This window comes from Vibrio splendidus 12E03 (assembly GCF_000272105.2).
In the GTDB taxonomy this organism is placed as follows: domain Bacteria; phylum Pseudomonadota; class Gammaproteobacteria; order Enterobacterales; family Vibrionaceae; genus Vibrio; species Vibrio splendidus_I.
In genome coordinates this window covers 1-18,844 of sequence record NZ_AJZD02000268.1, presented here as the reverse complement: position 1 = coordinate 18,844, position 18,844 = coordinate 1, and the positions used below count along the sequence as shown (strand labels likewise).

General features: G+C 44.1%; 16 protein-coding genes. 10 read left to right on the top strand and 6 right to left on the bottom strand.

The features are described 5' to 3' along the window. Window positions 1-6: 6 nt before the first annotated feature. Entirely contained in the window at window positions 7-1,467 is a 1,461-nt protein-coding gene (locus A142_RS16525) for a PLP-dependent aminotransferase family protein (RefSeq protein ID WP_019823399.1), read from the bottom strand. 90 nt (window positions 1,468-1,557) lie between these two features. Here A142_RS16525 and A142_RS16520 point away from each other — a divergent pair, with 90 nt between their 5' ends. Beyond that, window positions 1,558-2,217, top strand: a complete 660-nt coding sequence (locus tag A142_RS16520) for a pyridoxamine 5'-phosphate oxidase family protein (protein WP_019823398.1) — start codon at window positions 1,558-1,560, stop codon at window positions 2,215-2,217. Window positions 2,218-2,297: 80 nt separating this feature from the next. After that, complete coding sequence (locus tag A142_RS16515; protein WP_029405525.1) at window positions 2,298-3,242, top strand: urea transporter; 945 nt, start codon at window positions 2,298-2,300, stop codon at window positions 3,240-3,242. Window positions 3,243-3,248: 6 nt separating this feature from the next. On the opposite strand, the gene A142_RS16510 is transcribed toward A142_RS16515, so the two are convergent. Continuing rightward, complete coding sequence (locus A142_RS16510) at window positions 3,249-4,256, bottom strand: AraC family transcriptional regulator (RefSeq protein WP_019823394.1); 1,008 nt, start codon at window positions 4,254-4,256, stop codon at window positions 3,249-3,251. A gap of 133 nt (window positions 4,257-4,389) precedes the next feature. Here A142_RS16510 and A142_RS16505 point away from each other — a divergent pair, with 133 nt between their 5' ends. The 6 genes from A142_RS16505 to A142_RS16480 all read left to right on the top strand — a co-directional run bounded on the left by A142_RS16505 (window position 4,390) and on the right by A142_RS16480 (window position 11,104). Continuing rightward, the gene (locus tag A142_RS16505; protein ID WP_019823392.1) at window positions 4,390-4,740 is read left to right on the top strand and encodes a hypothetical protein; all 351 of its coding nucleotides are present in this window, start codon (window positions 4,390-4,392) and stop codon (window positions 4,738-4,740) included. Beyond that, entirely contained in the window at window positions 4,734-5,957 is a 1,224-nt protein-coding gene (locus A142_RS16500) for an HlyD family secretion protein (protein ID WP_019823390.1), read from the top strand. Before A142_RS16505 ends, A142_RS16500 begins: the two co-directional genes overlap by 7 nt. 679 nt (window positions 5,958-6,636) lie before the next feature. Then, window positions 6,637-7,875 carry a cytosine permease gene (gene codB / locus A142_RS16495; RefSeq protein ID WP_032545479.1) on the top strand — a complete coding sequence of 413 codons (1,239 nt, stop codon included), beginning with the start codon at window positions 6,637-6,639 and terminating at the stop codon, window positions 7,873-7,875. Window positions 7,876-7,884: 9 nt separating this feature from the next. Then, window positions 7,885-9,162, top strand: a complete 1,278-nt coding sequence (locus A142_RS16490) for a cytosine deaminase (protein ID WP_019823386.1) — start codon at window positions 7,885-7,887, stop codon at window positions 9,160-9,162. Between the two features lie 358 nt (window positions 9,163-9,520). Then, complete coding sequence (gene cspE, locus A142_RS16485) at window positions 9,521-9,733, top strand: transcription antiterminator/RNA stability regulator CspE (protein WP_004740083.1); 213 nt, start codon at window positions 9,521-9,523, stop codon at window positions 9,731-9,733. Window positions 9,734-10,087: 354 nt separating this feature from the next. Then, window positions 10,088-11,104, top strand: a complete 1,017-nt coding sequence (locus A142_RS16480; protein ID WP_029405524.1) for a GGDEF domain-containing protein — start codon at window positions 10,088-10,090, stop codon at window positions 11,102-11,104. Window positions 11,105-11,239: 135 nt separating this feature from the next. On the opposite strand, the gene A142_RS16475 is transcribed toward A142_RS16480, so the two are convergent. Beyond that, entirely contained in the window at window positions 11,240-11,839 is a 600-nt protein-coding gene (locus tag A142_RS16475) for a malate synthase (RefSeq protein ID WP_019823382.1), read from the bottom strand. A gap of 169 nt (window positions 11,840-12,008) precedes the next feature. Here A142_RS16475 and A142_RS16470 point away from each other — a divergent pair, with 169 nt between their 5' ends. Continuing rightward, a complete protein-coding gene (locus A142_RS16470; protein WP_019823380.1) occupies window positions 12,009-13,538 on the top strand; it encodes a DUF3612 domain-containing protein in 1,530 nt (509 codons plus the stop codon). A gap of 532 nt (window positions 13,539-14,070) precedes the next feature. Here the strand turns inward: A142_RS16470 and A142_RS16465 are convergent. Further along, window positions 14,071-15,699 carry a DEAD/DEAH box helicase gene (locus A142_RS16465; protein ID WP_019823379.1) on the bottom strand — a complete coding sequence of 543 codons (1,629 nt, stop codon included), beginning with the start codon at window positions 15,697-15,699 and terminating at the stop codon, window positions 14,071-14,073. 163 nt (window positions 15,700-15,862) lie between these two features. Continuing rightward, entirely contained in the window at window positions 15,863-17,218 is a 1,356-nt protein-coding gene (locus A142_RS16460) for a diguanylate cyclase domain-containing protein (RefSeq protein WP_019823377.1), read from the bottom strand. A 283-nt stretch (window positions 17,219-17,501) separates the two neighbouring features. On the opposite strand from A142_RS16460, the gene A142_RS16455 reads away from it, so the two are divergent. Next, on the top strand, window positions 17,502-18,650 hold the full coding sequence (locus A142_RS16455; protein WP_019823374.1) for a DUF3541 domain-containing protein: 1,149 nt from the start codon (window positions 17,502-17,504) through the stop codon (window positions 18,648-18,650). On the opposite strand, the gene A142_RS25315 is transcribed toward A142_RS16455, so the two are convergent. After that, window positions 18,625-18,844: hypothetical protein (locus tag A142_RS25315; protein WP_032545477.1), on the bottom strand; the 220-nt coding region annotated here is incomplete at its 5' end. The two genes, A142_RS16455 and A142_RS25315, sit on opposite strands and share 26 nt — an antisense overlap.

The window sequence follows — 18,844 nt, the reverse complement described above, 5'->3', positions numbered from 1 at the left end:
CCAATATCACTGATAAAAAAGCCGAGCGATCTGTTTGATCTTCGGCTTTATCTCAGCCAAACGGATATTTCCAAACCCTAGCACCGCCCCACTCCAATCACGAGCATCACTTGATCCATATTCATAAAAATCAAACGGACGAATGATGATATTTTCAAGCTCAGCTCTACGACTCCATTCAGTTTCAGATATTCCATTGGACCACTTCACGGTCACATGTAGCCCCGCCGCTTGGCTGATCACTTCAAGATCACCGTTAAACTCGCTTTCAATCGCTTCTATCATGGTTTCATACTTGAGTTTGTATGACCGACGCATCTTTCTAATATGACGCAGCAAATCGCCTTCTCGAACAAAATCCGCCAAAGCTTCCTGCGTGTGGGACGCCGTGTCTCCCGTTAACGCGTCTTTGATCTCAAGACACTTCGCCACCAGACTTTCTGGCACCACTAAGTACCCTAATCGAAGGCCATTGAACATAACCTTACTCAGAGAGCCTACATAGATGATGCGATCATCGAACCCCAACTTTCCCGCTAACCCTTGCATGCTGGTATAAGGGCGATGAGCAAACTGGAACTCACTGTCATAGTCATCTTCAATGATCCATGACTGATGTTGATTGGCCCAGTCGATCAGTTTAAGGCGTTGTTCAGTATTTAAAGTCGTGCCCATTGGGTATTGGTTACTCGGTGTGACATACAGAGCCTTAGCATTACTGGCCAACACTTTCTCAATATCTAGCCCCACCTTTTCACGCACACTTACACCGTCTAACTCTAGTCTCAACAGATCGATAATTTTATGTACTTGTCGATAACCGGGTTCCTCTACAAGGATTTTGTCGCCCATCGTTAACGTTGCCATTAATCCGATTGAGATGGCTTGCTGCGCACCTGCGGTGATGATGATTCGGTCGGCACAACAATGAACTGAACGACTGCTTGCAAGATACCCGCTCAATGCTTCCCTCAAGGCCAAGCTTCCCTGAACCTCTTGATTACCCGCAATGTTCTGACGTGTAGAATGGCGTTGCAGCAGCCTCTGCCATTTCGCAAACGGGAATGCATCCAGATCAGGGACACCCGGCGCAAAACTTCGGTTAATGTCATTTGGGGTCACTCTTGCGCCACTTGGTGTATCAGCCTCTGTACTCAAGTCATGTGAACTCTGAATATGGCTCGACTGAGACAAACTGAGAAAATGCTCCGGCTGTTCAACCGACACGTAAAAGCCTGAGCCTTGTCTGCTCTCGATGTAGCCTTCCGTGACCAACTGTTCGTACGCATAAATCACCGTATTTCGACTCACCGATAACTCGACGGCCAACTTACGTGTTGAAGGTAACTTACTGCCCTTACTCCATAAATCTTGAACAATCTTCTCTCTTATCGCGTGGAACAAGGCGGTTTGACGCGTGTCGTGTTGTTCGTCTAACTGTAGGTCACCGACATCGATAGGCTGCATAACTGGATCCAAATAGTGTTTAAAAGTGGCTCTATTTAATAGACCAGTTAATCGCTACATTAATCAAAAGGCAATGATTAAGGAGCGATTATGTTATCTAACACGAAAAGAACCACGATTAAGAAAGGGGCTCACAAAGCCGTATTTGAACAAGAGAAACTGCATCAGATCATTGATGAAAGCTTAATCGCACACATCGCATTGCAAGGCGAACACGGCCCGATGGTTATCCCTATGCTTGCTTGGCGAGTGGATGACATGGTCTATATTCATGGCGCCAAAAACAGCCGCTTGCTGAAGGGCTTAAAGAAAGGAGAACCAACCTGTTTAACGTTCACTCTGTTCGATGGTTGGGTGTTGGCTCGTTCTGCATTCCATCACAGTGCTCACTATCGTTCTGCAGTGGTACTCGGCTCTTTTTCAGTCATTGATGACAACCAAGAAAAGGATCGCTTGTTGAACATCTTCATTGAGCAGATAGCACCGGGAAGAACCGATGAGGTTAGGCTGAGTAACGAAAAAGAGCTCACCGCCACCGAGTTATTGGCGATTCCACTAACCGAAGCATCGGTAAAAATTGGAAAGCATGGTGTGAATGATGACAAAGCTGATATGGACGTTCCCGTTTGGGCAGGCGTATTGCCTTACCGAACCGTTGTTGGGCCACTAGAAACAGTACCAGAACAGGAAGGAATCATTGAAAAGCCAGATTACCAACAAGCCTATGGTGAACGTTGGTATCAGAATTAACACACGAAGATGGTCAACCAAGAATAGTTGTATACAATCTGGCGTATCAAAAATTTAACATAATGAAATTCTGTCGCCAGATGATGAACACAAATAAGGACACTCTTCCACTTCAAGGCTTGCTCAATGGTATTGGGCAAGTCTATTTCACACCATCTGTCGTAACATCCCTTCTGTTATTGTTAGCTATCTCTATTGAATCCATTCCACTGGCTTGTCTTACTTTACTTGGTGCCAGTTGCAGTTACACATTAGCTCGCTTTATCCATAACAGTGTTAACACCAACAGCATTAACACCAACAGAAAAACAACTCATGATCTTAATAGTGGTATGTATGCCTTAAATGGCGCACTGATCGGGTTGTTCATTGGTAACTTCTTTGGAGTCACCCCAATACTAGCTGTTGTGACGGTCTTCGGTGCCCTACTCACCGTTCCAATCGCTAAGATAGTGTTTAGCTTTAAAAAGTACCGCGGTTACACCAGTGCCTTTGTTATCACCTCTTGGGGAATTTATGTTGTCCAGTCAACCTTCGAGCTTTCTGCATTTTCAACATCCAGCATTGCGTTAATGCCACTCATTGATATCGGTACAGATGCAGAAACCGACTTACCAACGTTTGTGGTGACCATGCTAAAAGGGATCAGCCAAGTCAGCTTTATCAATAATGAATTGTCCGGATTGGTTATCTTGGTCGCAATCGCACTGTACAGCATAAAGCACGCTGTTTGGATGCTGCTTGCGGTGTTGATCAGTACCCTATTTAGCTCTCTGATTAGTGCTGACAACGAACTGATCAAGCAAGGTCTTTATGGTTACAACGCGATTCTTGCAACCTTAGCTTTGGTGCTTTGCCCAAGAATAGCTTGGCCATTCGTCATCTTAGGTATTCTGTTGAGTTGCCTTATTACTCTAGGCTTTCACACCTTGGCACTGCTGCCATTAACAGCACCTTTCATTCTAAGCACTTGGGCTGCGGTTTACTTATCAGGCTTATTACAAAAGCGAAGCTTGGCCTATTAACATAACCTATAGATCCGTCCAAAATCGTTCAACATATTGCTTAGGCGTTAAGCCACGGTGCTTTTTAAACATTCGATTAAAGCTTGCCACATTGGTGTAGCCTAAACGTTTCGCGACCTCTTCGACCGGGAGTTTATAGCTCAACAGTTCCACTGCCACATTGCTCAGTGCATAACCCATGATGGTTGAAAAGTTGACGCCCAACTTATGCAAACGGCGTTGAAACTGCTGCTCAGAAAGCCCTAATAAACTGGATACTTTATGTAACGTAGGAAGGCCAAAATGACGACTATAGTTGATCATCTCATAGGTCACCTTATGTTCATCACCTGCATCTGGCATGTTGAGGTAATTGTCTAAATCATGAAAATTCATCGCCAAACCCATTTTACCGACGCTTGGTGATTGATTAATCGATAACCTCGACTTACTAGGAATCCAAACCTCTGTACGTGGTTGTCCCCACTGGATATTGCACCCAAAGTACTCGTGATAAAGCTCAGTATTCTCACGATAGCCTGCAATGGATACGGCTGCTGGCTTGAAGTCGGGCCCTAGGTAACGCCTTAGGATCTTCATCATAAAAATCGCGATACGCACGGAATCGTGTACTTTTCCAACCTCAGAATATTCAGGGTTGTCATAACACCATTTAATGAGTGTCCCGACTTGCGCGCCATATAAGAAAGCCCCCGACTGTAAACAGTGCAACCCGATATTGACTCGACGAATCGTAGAAGCAAGGTCATGACCAGAGAAAAACCAGTTCGCAAGTGGCCCTAACTTTTCAATATCCACCCTATCAGCCAGCTTCAAAATAATGTCGGGATCGCGGGTTTTCTGTTCGAGTAAGCCATACCATTGGTCCACTTCATTCACTGGAATCAGGTTCATCGCGTTAGCAAATACTGACTTTGGAATGCCCAAAGAGTCCATATCTAAGTCACGATTGGCCGCTGCATACTGATATACACCTAAAATTCCTAATGCTCTTAGGAAGTTACAATTGTTCATTTGCGACTACGCCTCGAAATCCAAATTATAGATCAAATCATATAAAACTCATTATTAAAGTAATTAGTAAATTTGCAACCTATAAATCTGATATCAATCACACTCGGTGCTCAATTTAACCTAGGGTTTATCAATGAGTTTACTTAGTGTCCCATTTGTCGGAACAGGCGCAGATACTGCACTACACGTAGTGGCTGGCGTAGTTTTGGTCGCAACCATCGCGGCAGCATGTTACGGGTTCTGGCGTGTGCATGAATTACCAATCAATAAAGCTCACAGTAAAGATCATCACCAGCTCGGTTTGATTACCGCATTAACATGGATTGGCTTCGTATGGCACTGGGTATGGGTACTCGCAGTAATCTTGGCATTTGTTGATATGGAAAAAGCCATCATCAACCTAAGAGATACATGGAAATCTCCAGCTGCACCGAAGGAACAGTCGACGACCGACAAGCAAGATGAGGAGAGCCAAGCATGTTAGAAGGCTTAGCCATTTGGGCACTGTTCATTTATTTACTCAGACTGGTTGGTATGCCTTGGAATAAAGGCACCAAAGCGTTTGCGTACCTCGGTGGTACATCTTGGTTGTTGTTTGTGTGGGTAGGCCTACTCAACTTTACTCCGATGGATTTATCGGGCGGTTCGGTTGTTCAGTCTCCGCACATTCAATTGCGTCCAGACTCAACCAATGTGTCGGGTAAAACAACGAAAGTCCATATCCATCCCAACCAAGATGTGGCTGAAGGACAACTGATTTATGAGATTGACGACACCAAATATGTGATTGCAAGAGACAAAGCAAGTGTTCAACTTGAGTCAACTGAGGTCGCGTTAGACACAGCTCGTCAAGAAGTCAGCATTGCTAAAGTAAGCTATCGCTCAGCGCTAGAGGACATCAAAGCTTCAATTGCACAAATAGAGTCAGCGAAAACCGACTTAGTACTGCAATCTAAAACGCTTGATCGTTACCAGAAACAAAACAGTGTCGTACAACACACGATCACCGAAACTGACATCGACCAACAAACAGCAAAGGTAGATTTAGCGACTCACAATGTGACTACGCTGGAATCTCAACTGAGCAAGAAAGAAGTCGATGCAGAAAATGCGAAGCTCGACATTCACAAAGCCGAAACTAACGTTAGTAAAAAGCAAACAGAGGTGGATTCAGCGAAGGCAACATTGGCTCAAGCACAATGGGATCTTAACAGCACTAAAGTCACCGCTCCTACAGATGGCTTTGTGACTAACTTTATTCTTCGTGAAGGTCAGCGCGTTTCAATGATGCCTCGTATTCAAATGTACACTGAAGAGAAGTACGTGTTGATGCGAGTAAACCACCAAGCGATTCGTAACATCAAAGTAGGTCAACCTGCAGAATTTGCGACGGCGGTTTACCCTGGCAAGATATTCTCGGCAACCGTAGAAGGCATTGTCGAGGCGACGGGTGAGGCACAGGCGAGCTTACTCGGTATCGATGAACAGGTGCGTGTCACCACAGGTCGAAACCTTCAGAACAAGCACCACTTTGTTCGTTTAAAAATTGATGAGGCAGAGGGTTACGATATTCCTGTTGGCTCTGTCGGATTAGCGTGGGTAAGCGGTGAGAAGCCTATCAGCTTTATGGCGTTCCTAGACGTAATACGCGGGATCATCATTAGAATGAAGTCTCAACTGTACTTCTTCTACTCCATCTAATACCCCCCACTGGTGAAGCTATACCCAAGCCCGTGCGCTCTTAGATCGCACGGGCTTTTTGTTTATTTCACCATTCGTGCCAGAAAGAACACAAACCCGAAAAACGAATAAACACTCTAAAGTTGCAAATCGCAATTGCATTTTGCAATCTGGCACTACCAAAACGCAAATTAAGCGCTCAAATACGCACCAGATTGCTATAAAACTGCCGTTTTACGTGGTTTTAAAAGTTGGCACACTAACTGCAATGTATATATTGACCCTTCTTAAGCCGAGGGTCACCTAGCCAACTGACGTTGTTAGTGAACCTATTCTTGTTCACAAAATATATAGGCCAATTGCGATTATTGCGATTGGCTATTTTTTTGCCTGCAGTTTGGCCAACCGCCCTCTTTTTCGATACAGACACCCATTCAGACGTATAATAATAAGCATTCATAGCCAACCAAGAACAGCAGATAACTAACCCGTTATAGAAAACGTTTTCTATTTATTTTTTTAAAATAAAGACAGAAAATAACCCTATGTTTTACAATATAATTACTGCAATAACTGGTTTTTAGGGGCCCTTATTGACAAAATTAGCATTGACTATGTGCTTTATATCACCATAATGCGCACGTTTGCCTGCAATACGGCGACCGTTAATTTTAATTTTGATCATTTGCGGAGGTAAAAAATGGCTGCTGATAATAACTACAGTCTAGGGCCGGTTCCTACATCGGCTAGGAAAGGAGTCGCTTCACTCACCATGGTAATGCTTGGACTCACTTTCTTCTCTGCAAGTATGTGGACAGGTGGTTCACTCGGGACAGGTCTTTCATTCAACGATTTCTTCCTCGCCGTTCTCATCGGTAACCTAATCCTCGGTATTTACACTTCTTTTCTTGGCTACATCGGCTCATCTACTGGCCTCTCTACCCACCTTCTTGCTCGTTTCTCTTTCGGCACTAAAGGCTCATGGCTTCCTTCTGCTTTACTTGGTGGTACACAAGTCGGTTGGTTTGGTGTGGGTGTTGCGATGTTTGCTATTCCAGTACAAAAAGCAACGGGCATTGATACCAACACTTTGATTATTGTGTCAGGCCTGTTGATGACAGGTACGGTGTACTTCGGCATTAAAGCGCTAATGGTGCTTTCAGCGATTGCGGTTCCAGCGATTGCAATTCTAGGTGGTTACTCAGTATTGACTGCGGTAGACAGCGTTGGCGGACTAGAACAGCTACAACTGATTAAGCCAGAAACTCCAATGGACTTTTCAATGGCCTTAGCAATGGTTGTAGGTTCATTTGTTAGTGCAGGTACGCTAACGGCCGATTTTGTTCGCTTTGGTAAAAAGCCAGCGAGCGCAGTATTAATCACAATGGTTGCATTCTTCATCGGTAACTCGCTGATGTTTATCTTTGGCGCAGCCGGTGCAGCAGCAACAGGCCAATCAGACATTTCAGATGTGATGATTGCACAAGGACTACTGCTTCCAGCAATCATCGTTCTTGGCTTGAACATCTGGACAACCAATGAAAACGCACTTTATGCATCTGGCCTTGGTTTATCTAACATCACTGGTCGCTCAAGTACTACAATGTCTATCATTAACGGCATTATCGGTACGATTTTCGCACTTTGGTTATACAACAACTTCGTTGGTTGGTTAACCTTCCTTTCGCTGGCGATTCCACCAATTGGTGGCGTAATCATCGCCGACTTCTTCGCGAACCGTAAACGTTACAAAGATTTTGCAAATGCAGAGTTCCAAACAGTTAACTGGGCTGGCATTATCGCGGTAGCAACAGGCGTAGCCGCTGGTCACTTCCTACCTGGCGTTGTTCCTTTGAACGCAGTGTTAGGTGGTGTAATCAGTTACCTCGTGCTTAATCCTCTATTGAACAAAAAAGCTCTGAAATCTCAGGCCGCTTAAGGACACACTATGACAACCTTATTAATCAAGAACGCGAAACTTCAAGACCAAGAGGGCTTGAAACAGATTCTGATTGAAAATGGTCAATTTTCTCGCATTCTCGATAATGACGCGCAAATCAATCATCAAGGCGACATCCTTGATGCTGAAGGTGGCATTGCAGTTACTCCTTTCTGTGAACCGCACATCCACCTTGATACTACTCAAACTGCTGGTGAGCCTAACTGGAACATCTCTGGCACTTTGTTTGAAGGTATTGAGCGTTGGGCTGAGCGTAAAGAACTGCTATCAATCGAAGACGTAAAGTCTCGTGCCAAGCAAACATTGAAATGGCAGATAGCTAACGGTGTTCAACACGTTCGTACACACGTTGATGTGTCTGACCCAACACTCGTTGCGTTAAGAGCGATGGTTGAAGTTCGTGAAGAGATGAAAGAGTGGGTCGACATCCAGATCGTTGCATTCCCTCAAGAAGGCATTCTTTCATACCCTAACGGTAAAGAGTTGCTTGAAGAAGCAGTGAAGATCGGCGCTGACGTTATCGGTGCTATCCCTCACTTCGAATTCACTCGTGAATACGGTGTTGAATCTCTGCATTACGTGTTCGAGCTTGCACGCAAGTACGACTGTCTGATCGACGTTCACTGTGATGAAATCGACGACGAACAATCTCGCTTTGTGGAAACATTAGCAGCCCTTGCTCATAAGTTTGAAATGGGCGAGAAAGTAACTGCTAGCCACACCACTGCAATGGGTTCGTACAACGGTGCTTACGCATCTCGCCTGTTCCGTCTATTGAAGATGTCAGGTATCAACTTCGTGGCAAACCCGCTAGTGAACATTCACTTACAGGGCCGTTTCGACGATTACCCGAAACGCCGCGGTGTAACGCGCGTTAAAGAGATGCTAGCAGCAGACATCAACGTTTGTTTTGGCCACGATGATGTGTTTGACCCATGGTACCCACTGGGCACAGCGAACATGCTTCAAGTTCTGCACATGGGACTCCATGTGACACAGGTGATGGGCTACGACCAAATCAACAACTCACTTGCTTTAATCAGCAAGAACTCTGCTCGCACATTGAACATCCAAGACAACTTCGGCATCGAAGAAGGTAAGCCAGGTAGCTTGCTGATTCTTCCTGCTGACAATGGCTTTGATGCAGTGCGCCGCCAAGTACCAGTGCAGTACTCAATACGCCACGGTAAGGTGATTGCAGAGACTCAACCAGCGAAAACAAAAATAAATTTAGATCAAACTGAAGATATCAACTTTAAGCGTTAATATCGTCTATACTAATGATCAAAAGGAAGCTGAGATGCTTCCTTTTGTTGTGTTGGACGAAGCGACAAAACTATCACTAAATCAGTGTAAATCTTGTACATTCGCACGGTATGACAAAAAAAGCACAAATTTCTAAAGCAATGCGTGTACATCTCAAAAGACTGTGTTACCATGCTCTCGCTCTGTTAGCCGGAGTTATTTAAGTTAGATGAATAGTAAAAAATTGACATGTAAAATCGTTACCCGTTTTTGTAAGTAGTTTTTCCTTATTTCTTAGCAATATTAAATAATTCAATTATCAGCGCATTGCATTAAATGCAATCAACAACTTAGAAAATTTATGAATAAGGGACAAATTATGTCTAACACAAATACTGGCACTGTAAAATGGTTTAACGAAGAGAAAGGTTTCGGCTTCATTTCTCAAGACAACGGCGGCGCTGACGTATTCGTACACTTCCGTGCAATCGTTTCTGAAGGCTTCAAAACTCTGAAAGAAGGCCAAAAGGTTTCTTTCGAAGTTGAAAACGGTCAAAAAGGCCTACAAGCAGCAAACGTTGTTGCTCAATAATTAGCTCTTATAGCTAAAAAGAATTTTAAAGCGCTGATTTTTATCGGCGCTTTTTTATGCCTGCTTATAAACATTTCCCCTCTCGATACAAGCTTCCCCTAGACAACAACAGTCATTTCTCAGCAATGTTTTGATACGAACCCACTCTATTTCGAAAGTTTGATAAGCCCAAATATGGTTAAAGAACAATCCATTAGATTACACTTATGAATACGCAATCGATATTCATAATAAAAATGAGTCATTTATCCAATCCTCATCCACTAATCATATAATTTTTAAAGCAAAGACGTTCGAAATCCGCTAACCTTGTTCGCAAGTGGCTTAGTTGTTTTGGTATCTGCAGTAAAAATAATGAACAAAGACGAATTTCAGAAATCCACCGCAAATCTAAAAAAAGCGGTGCCTCTTATGATGAAGAACAGGGTGTCAACGACACCTGCAAATTACGCACTTTGGTACACCTATGTCGATAACGCTATTCCCCAGCTGACTCAAGACATGGATGGTGTTTTAGAACACTATGGTATTTGTCCTCCTGCCGTTGGTGAGCAGCTATACAACAATTATGTTGCCAGCAAATCCGAAACCAATATCAATGACCTTCGCGCTAATTTGGAACTGTTAGTTTCTGAAGTTTCCAATTCAATGAATGACACCCTGACCGACACCTCCGCTTTTTCTGACATGATCGATAAAAGCTTCGAGGACTTGGCTCGTGTTGATAATGAAAGGCTATCTATTGATGAAGTCATGTCCTTAGTTCGACAGCTGGTGTCTGAATCCCGTCATATTCGTCACTCTACTCAGTTTTTAAACTCTCAGCTAAACTCTGCAACCTCAGAGATCACCAAGCTGAAAACTCAATTGGTAGAAGTGCAGAAAGATGCGCTCTTCGATAGTACAACCACACTCTATAACCGTCGCTCTTTCGACCGTGACATAGAAACCCTGTGTGAAGCACAACAATCTTTGTGTCTGATTCTTCTCGATATCGACCACTTTAAAAATTTCAACGACACCTATGGCCACTTGTTTGGCGATATGGTGCTTAAAGGGATCGCTCGCAAGCTGAAGTTAAGTTGCCGTGAAGGTATTTCTGCCTATCGATTTGGTGGTGAAGAGTTCGCGCTGATTGTGCCTAACAAGTCTTTGCGTATTGCTCGTCAACTCGCTGATACCAATCGTCGCTCTCTAGAAAAGCTGTCGATCAAAGATCGCCGCAGTGGTCAACAAGTCGGCAGTATCACTGCATCGTTTGGTGTCGCTGAACTTGAACCCGGTGAATCAGCTCAATCGCTGATCGAACGCGCCGATAGGCTGCTTTACGAAGCCAAAACACTTGGCCGTAATCGAGTTATGCCTCTATAAGGACCATCATTGGTCTGGGCTATTTAAGCGGATTATGAGTGGTTCACCTTTATTGAAATTAGAAAGCCCCAAAGGCATTACCTTTGGGGCTTTTAGTTTATTGTGCCCTTGATTCAGAGCGCTGAAGACTCGGCTTTAAATTTGGAAACAGTAATTAAGGCAGTAGTCCTCACCACTTTTTGCTCTAAATTCTTTATCTTCACTACACGCCTTTGGTTTACCCTTTTCATCACCTTTAACTAGGCTGATCCAGTGTCGCATCGCAGCAATAGTTTCTTGGTGTAAGGTAGTATTTGTTGATTCAGCTGGAGATTGACCAAAGGTCGTGCACGACTCCAGTTGGATATCATCAATCTCTACTAGCTCAATGCATCCCGTCCCTTTATGGCAACCAAACATCACCTCTAGGTGACTGCCGCTACCATCGCGGAACAGGATTGAATCAGGGTCACTTTTCTCTCCCATAAAAGCCACGAAGTGCTTAGGGTGCTTAAGACCGCTGTGCTGGCCATCTTTAAAGTAAGCCATGATATGGCGGTAATCGACTACGTAGCTCGTCACATCTTGATGCGAGCCATGCTCTAGAGGAAACAGGCGGTCAAGCAGTTGCTTCGCTTTCACTTGTTTCTCATTTTGTTGGTTTGCACTGATTGTCTCCACGGCAAAGACAGCTTCAGCGATAAATGGCTTTGATTGTTTTTGGATTTCTGTTTTATCGAATGTAAGCATATTCATAGTCTTTCCCTCTTGACCAGTCCGGTGATAACCACCGATTTCTACAGCAAAAATGTGTCCTAGAGCAATTATTCCAAACTAACGTTTAATTTATTTGTCATTTTGTGAATTGCTTAGTTTGTAGATTAGCGCTTTTTTACATACAATTTCACAACAAAAATTTTACAATGTGAATTTTACAAATATGGCCTTGTCAAAAAGTTTAGTTCGTCAGTCACATTTCCTAGGTACGAAAATACGTAACCTAAGAAAACGTAACCATTTAACGATGGAAGATCTGTCTGCGCGTTGTATTAGGATCAACCCAGAATATGCACCTTCCGTTTCTTACCTTTCAATGATTGAACGGGGAAAGCGAGTTCCAAGTATCGATATGCTGGAAGTGATTGCACAGGTCTTTCAGAAGAATCCGACGTGGTTCCTCGATGACGAATCTGAACAACAAGCCATTGCTCCTGATAAAGGGAATCGTGGTGGGATAAGTGGCATGGCACTCGAGCCAAGCTTCCTTTTCTCCAACGACATCCTGCAAATTGCGATTCCTGAGATGCTGTCACAAACGGGCATTTCAGGCCGCCAGTTTGCTCACCTCTTGATTCGAGCACACCAAGAGAGCAATCAGAACCACTTCCCTGACCTTGAGCGCGCTGCGGAGGAAGTCGGCTTAAAACGTCTTAACCTCAGCGTCGAAGACCTGATAGACATCGCTAGAAGCCTAGGAATCAACATCCGCTGGGTAACGCGAACGCCGCAAGACGTCGTCGATGAGCTCGGAATTAACGCTAAGCAGTTAGTGACCTCCTTCTTTGAGCCTCCCGGTACAATCTTCTTAAACGAGATTCTTAAAGAGTATCCAACTCGTCTGAAATACGACCTTTCGGTTTATATCGGTCATTGCATTCTGCACAGCAAAGAAGGTCTAAAGAGTGTGTTGTCGGTCGGTAACAACAACACGTGGGACGACAACCAGGTATCGGGATCTTCACAGCTCAACTCCCAAGATATTCTTCAAGCATGGCGAGACTTTGAATCTAGCTTCTTTGCTGGCGCACTTCTGTGTCCGAAAGTTCCGTTTAGACAGCTACTCGACCGCACTGGTTACGAAATCGACGTTCACAAAAGAGCAGGGGTTTCCCCCTCTGTTGCGATGCGTCGAATGACTGTAGTATCGCCCTACCCTCACTGGCACTACTTTGATGCTTATGGGCCGGGGAAACTCAAGGCGGTATATCGCGGAAACGGGATTCCACTGCCTTGGGGAAATATGAGAACGGTCGCTGACCCATGTCAACATTGGGCTGTGTTCCGTCGATTATCAGAACCTCGAGCGGGAAGCTCGGCTCAAATCTCCATTTTGAACGTGGGTGATGAGCCAAGAATCTACTGCTGTGAATCCATCAATATGACAGATCCTGCGGGTAACAATCGTGTGCTGTGTGCTGGTATAGATCTCAACCCTGCGATTGATGCTCAAGGCGGTAATTCAAGAGACATAGCAGAGCAGCTTAAAGCGTCATGCGTTAACAATGGTGGCTCTGTGGCAATTCCGCGCAACATCAAGAAAGATCTCACGACAATAGCCAAGATTCTAAATATAAATTGGATTGAACGTGGGATAGAGACAGAGGCAAGGCTTATCTGCTCCAGAGGTGGAGAATGCCCTCGCCAACCAAGCTGTTATTCGAAGTGTGGTGAGTAAAGAAGTAATAACAAAAAATAGAACCTAAAATTCAGGCAAAAAAAAACCAATCACAATAAGGGTGATTGGTCATATATTTTGTGTGAACAAAAAAGGTTCACTAACAACGTCAGTTGGCTAGGTGACCCTCGGCTTAAGAAGGGTCACCATTACTAATGCAGTATGCGTGCCAACTTTTAAAACACGTATTTACTACGCATCTGGACACGTATTGTTCGTAAATGCTTATTTGTTTTGCAAACTGAAATTGCAAATTGCAAAATTCAACAAAAACGCTAGTGATTATGTTGTTATTAATAAATCCTTAAAGATTCATTTCTCTTTCCCAAAATGCCGTACTTCCCTTAGGTTCAATCACTTTAAACAGCAATAAACCTCTCCTGAGTTACAAATCAACGCCCATAAAAAAACGCGAACATTGAAATTCAATATTCGCGCTTATTTGAGTTAGATAGCAGAAAGTCCCGAATCAACGAGAACTCTCCTAAAAAGTACTCTCGTTATTGGACCTTTATGATCTATCTAAGAGACTCTACTTCTGAGGAGCTGGCTTAGAGCGGCTTCTAGACGGTGACGGTTTGTTGCCTGTCGGCTTATTTGACGACTTGCTCGGACCGTAGCTACCACCGTAACCAGACTTCTTAGGCTTACCTGCGTTGTTTGGCTTACCTGTACCGTTGGATTTACCCGCACCGCTTGGCTTGCTCAGAGTGTTCTGAGAACCCGCGTTATTTGCAGCAGGTTTATTGCCCGCATTACCGCGTTTAAAGTTACTACCGTTGTTTCTTACTGATTTATCTTCACCAGTCGCGGCTGAATTGTTTTCAGTAGGCTTCTTTCCAGACGTTGGCTTACGTTTTGGCGCTGAGCCATTACCTGCTACATGGCGCTTATTCTTACCTGCTGGCTTGTGTCCACGAGCGTTATCACCAGAGCGTTGACCATCAGCATGCTCACGTGGCTGTTTTGCTTTTTTCGGCTTCTTAGGCTTGATTGGACGTGTATCTAAACGAGATTCTAGTAGCTTGTTTACTGGCGAGAAGCCTTCAAGCTCGCGACGCTCTAGTACTTGTTGAATAAGACGTTCAATACCGAACAACTCGCCCACTTCATCAGCACAAACCAGTGAAATCGCTTTACCTACTTCACCAGCGCGGCCAGTACGACCGATACGGTGTACATAGTCTTCTGATACATGCGGAAGATCGAAGTTAACTACTTGGGGCAGTTGTGGGATATCGATACCACGAGCAGCGATATCAGTTGCAACAAGTACTCGTACCTTACCCGTTTTAAAGTTCTCTAAGGCTTTAGTACGTGCACCTTGGCTCTTGTTACCATGAATAGGAGCAGCAGTGATGTCTTGTTCTTCAAGGAAGCGAGCAAGCTTATTCGCGCCGTGTTTCGTCTTGCTGAACACCAACACTTGTCGCCAATCGTTATCTTTGATTAGCTTCGCTAGCATTGCGCTCTTTTTCTTTTTGTCTACTGGGTAGATGCTTTGCTCAACGGTTTTTGCCGTTGAGTTTGCAGGGCTTACTGAAATCTCAACAGGATTGTTAACTAAGCCTTTCGCTAAGCTGCGAATATCATCAGAGAACGTCGCTGAGAACAGTAGGTTCTGACGCTTCTTAGGTAAGAAAGCCAAGATCTTACGGATGTCACGGATGAAGCCCATGTCTAGCATGCGGTCAGCTTCATCTAGCACTAGGATTTCTAGTTGGTCAAAACGCACGGCATTTTGGTTATATAGGTCAAGTAGACGACCCGGTGTCGCCACCAGTACATCACTACCTTTACGCAGTTTTTGCATCTGAGGGTTAATCTTCACACCACCAAACACAACCGTAGAGGTAAGCGGTAAGTTAATACCGTACTTCACTACGCTGCCATTTACTTGCGCAGCAAGCTCACGAGTTGGCGTTAACACTAGCGCACGAACTTGGTTCTGACGTACACGAGGGCCTTTTGATAACATTTCAAGAATAGGTAGCGTGAAGCCTGCAGTTTTACCTGTACCTGTTTGAGCAGCGGCCATCACATCTTTGCCCGTTAGGACAGCTGGTACGGCTTTCTCTTGTATTGGTGATGGCTTATCGTAACCTTGTGCTTCAATAGCTTTAAGGATCGGTTCAGAAAGGCCAAGGGAGGTAAAACTCATAGATTATTTTCTCAGTTGAATAACATTTAGTATGAGCAACGCGTTAAAAAATGCGTTGCTTCAGCTTTTGCTCATCAAATACATTGATACGGAGCAAAGCGCGGTATTCTGAGGCTTTTCCCCACATTCAGCAACTAAATTCTAATCGCAGCTCAAATTCAACCTAGATAACTTGACGCTTCTGTTCGTACATTTTTTCATCAGCCGCTTTCAAGAGCGCATCGACATCATTGTAGTTGTTATTATGAATAACCCAACCAACACTAATTCGAAGATAAATAGAGTGCGCCTCGTAAACAACTGGCGCCGCGCACATCGCCTTTCGTAGTTTAGTCACGATCGACGATACGTGTTGATCATCAATGATGCGTGGCAATAAAACTAAGAACTCATCACCGCCTATCCTTGCGACGATATCTGAAACTCGTAGTTCACTCCTAATTCGGTTTGCACACTCGATCAATACCTGATCGCCAGCTGCATGACCATAAGTGTCATTGATCGCTTTAAACCCATCGAGGTCGATATTTACAACGGCAAACGTTCTCGATCGCTGTTTTTGAGTAGTTTTAAAGGCCTGCTTGAGGCTATACATGAAGTATCGACGATTCGGTAACATCGTTAGCTCATCATGCATTGAGCGGCTATCTGCAATGCGGTACAGGCGATAAATAGTAAAGAAGGCAAACGCCAGCACTATCATTATGGAATAACCTACTAGCCTTACCGCTTGGATTCGGTACCAAGGTTCATCCATTAATACATGTTCGTTACCAGAAAGAGCAAGGTACCAACCACCATATGGGAAACTTACCTGTTCGGTGGCAAACGCATTATCGAACACATCCTGAGTACCATAAAAGACAGCGCCATCTTTACCTGAACTGTTTTTACCACGTATCGCAAGTTGATACTTGTTCTCGATCTTCCCGATTCCGACATCTTCAAACAGCTCGTCTAAGCCAATAGCAGCGCTGGATACACCCCAGTAATCTTGATTGAAAGGCGGATCTCGGAAGATCGGAGTACGTGTAATAAGAGCTTGCCCTCCTTGAAACAGCTCAAAGGGACCCGCAATAAACGTATTGCCAAGATTACGAGCTATCTCTACAGACTCCCATTGGTTTGGGTGATCGCGATAATTAATACCTAGGACCTGCTCATTACCTTCCAGAGGGTAAACAAAATTTAGAATGTCGTCTTTGGCGAGTGCGATAAGTCGAATATGGAAGCCATCTTGAATGATATTCTCAGCAATCTTGTCCCAGTTTTTCACTTCACCATCAGGGTTAATGGTCACTAAAGTCGAGAAATTATTGAGGATATACATATCCGACACGATCGCGACTTCAATCCGAGAACGAATAATGGATAGTTGCTTTTTTGCCTCTGAATACGATTCGTTTTTAAGAAAAGTTAATTGCTTGGCGTGAAAAAACTCAATCGCGCCTACTATCGTAAGGAAAAAAAGAACAGATACTATTTTGGCAGACCACTGCTTGCTAGAACCACTTGGCATTTACGAACCTCTAACACTTTTGTTCTATATACTGCCTTATAACGGCTCATTTCTGGCGTATTGCTCCAGTATGCCGCTAAGTCACTAAAAATCTATACTAACGTCTACTATCTATCAAATATTGTGCCATTCATCACTTCAGGCCTGTTAACTATACTAATTACTTAATCAAAAAGGGTTAGTAAACCCTATAAAGCTTACATTGTATTGACTCAAACCTTACATTAAAGGATTCATCGATGTTATTTTACATAGACTATTAATCAGCTTGGTACCTCACGACATGAAGCTAAAAACGATTACACTGTGCACATTACTATCGGCCTCAATTACGGTCGCTGTTCACGCACAAGAGAACGCTCTGGCGACAAATGTATCGAGTATTCAATCCCAAGCCGATTCGCTCAATTCTCAAGAACAATCTTTCAAGCAATCAGCTGACCTCATTCGCGCTACCTACGAAAGCCAACTTTACACCCTGCCTGCATTCAAAGAGGGTCACTACGGACTACGCATGTATCGCCAGACATTAGATGATAAGTATTCTGCTGCGGTATGGAGTGACATGGCACGAGTGGCGAGCAAGCTCAACACCCTGTCGAATGACGTTCAAACCATGGAACAAATCGTGCTCTACTCAGAAAAGCGCGTTGCATCTTATGTTGGCGATAGCGATGAGCGCAGTGTTCGACGCTACAACATCACCAAGCACATGCCAGAATACCTCTACCTTGGCGTTGATCTTCTTGGCTCTATGGCGCGTGCCAATGAGTACGGTTTAGAGCACAAAAACGATGCCAAGCTGCGCGAAATCATTCGTCGCTATGATTTCTCACGATACGTGACTAATGAAGACATGGTGAAAGCGTGGGCGGCTCAATTAGCTAATCAGGTATATTGGCTGCGCCAGCTAGGTGAACAGGATGTCGTTGATGAGTTCGTCGATACCTTCAAGAAAGCGTACCCAGACGATAAAGATAAAAAGCTCTCAAGCCAGCAATTCGGCAACAAGATCTATGGTATGACACACGTCATCTTTGGCGATTCCGAATACTATCAGCATCAAGTAAGCGAACAAGATCATCAATGGATCTACGATTACTTCAGAGAAAATATCGATACGATTCTGCTTCGAGCGAAAGAAGATGTGATCGCCGAGGTTGGATTAACCTTCTTATTGGCAGGTTTAGAAGATGAGCCAGTAGTAAAGAAAACTCGACTCGCGATTCAAGCATCTATCGATGAGAAACAAGGCATGATCCCTTCAATTGCTGGCGATTTTGATCTTGAGTACGGTGAACACCGCAACGTGTTAGCAATCATGCTACTCGATTGGCAGCAAGTGAATGAAGCGCCGACCTATGAAGGCAACCCTAAGGTGTTTACTAACATCCCTTACGGACTTATTAAAAACCAACCACCGAAGAACTAGCTGCATACCTAGGTTGGTCATAGAACCCAAAAAGCCGCATACCTTTCAAGGCCTGCGGCTTTTTGCTGTTTGCTACGTCAGTACTCGTATCAAAAGTTGTTAATATCAAAACCTGCGTAGAGATAAAAACAAAGACGACATCAAGCTCCTGACACGGCTTTGTTCGTGCGACCTGAAGTCGTATGAAGTGCTGT

Coding starts and splice junctions, on each gene's coding strand:
- A142_RS16525 (WP_019823399.1), bottom strand. CDS start 1,467: ATGCAGCCTATCGATGTCGGTGACCTACAGTTAGACGAACAACACGAC.
- A142_RS16520 (WP_019823398.1), top strand. CDS start 1,558: ATGTTATCTAACACGAAAAGAACCACGATTAAGAAAGGGGCTCACAAA.
- A142_RS16515 (WP_029405525.1), top strand. CDS start 2,298: ATGATGAACACAAATAAGGACACTCTTCCACTTCAAGGCTTGCTCAAT.
- A142_RS16510 (WP_019823394.1), bottom strand. CDS start 4,256: ATGAACAATTGTAACTTCCTAAGAGCATTAGGAATTTTAGGTGTATAT.
- A142_RS16505 (WP_019823392.1), top strand. CDS start 4,390: ATGAGTTTACTTAGTGTCCCATTTGTCGGAACAGGCGCAGATACTGCA.
- A142_RS16500 (WP_019823390.1), top strand. CDS start 4,734: ATGTTAGAAGGCTTAGCCATTTGGGCACTGTTCATTTATTTACTCAGA.
- codB (WP_032545479.1), top strand. CDS start 6,637: ATGGCTGCTGATAATAACTACAGTCTAGGGCCGGTTCCTACATCGGCT.
- A142_RS16490 (WP_019823386.1), top strand. CDS start 7,885: ATGACAACCTTATTAATCAAGAACGCGAAACTTCAAGACCAAGAGGGC.
- cspE (WP_004740083.1), top strand. CDS start 9,521: ATGTCTAACACAAATACTGGCACTGTAAAATGGTTTAACGAAGAGAAA.
- A142_RS16480 (WP_029405524.1), top strand. CDS start 10,088: ATGAACAAAGACGAATTTCAGAAATCCACCGCAAATCTAAAAAAAGCG.
- A142_RS16475 (WP_019823382.1), bottom strand. CDS start 11,839: ATGAATATGCTTACATTCGATAAAACAGAAATCCAAAAACAATCAAAG.
- A142_RS16465 (WP_019823379.1), bottom strand. CDS start 15,699: ATGAGTTTTACCTCCCTTGGCCTTTCTGAACCGATCCTTAAAGCTATT.
- A142_RS16460 (WP_019823377.1), bottom strand. CDS start 17,218: ATGCCAAGTGGTTCTAGCAAGCAGTGGTCTGCCAAAATAGTATCTGTT.
- A142_RS16455 (WP_019823374.1), top strand. CDS start 17,502: ATGAAGCTAAAAACGATTACACTGTGCACATTACTATCGGCCTCAATT.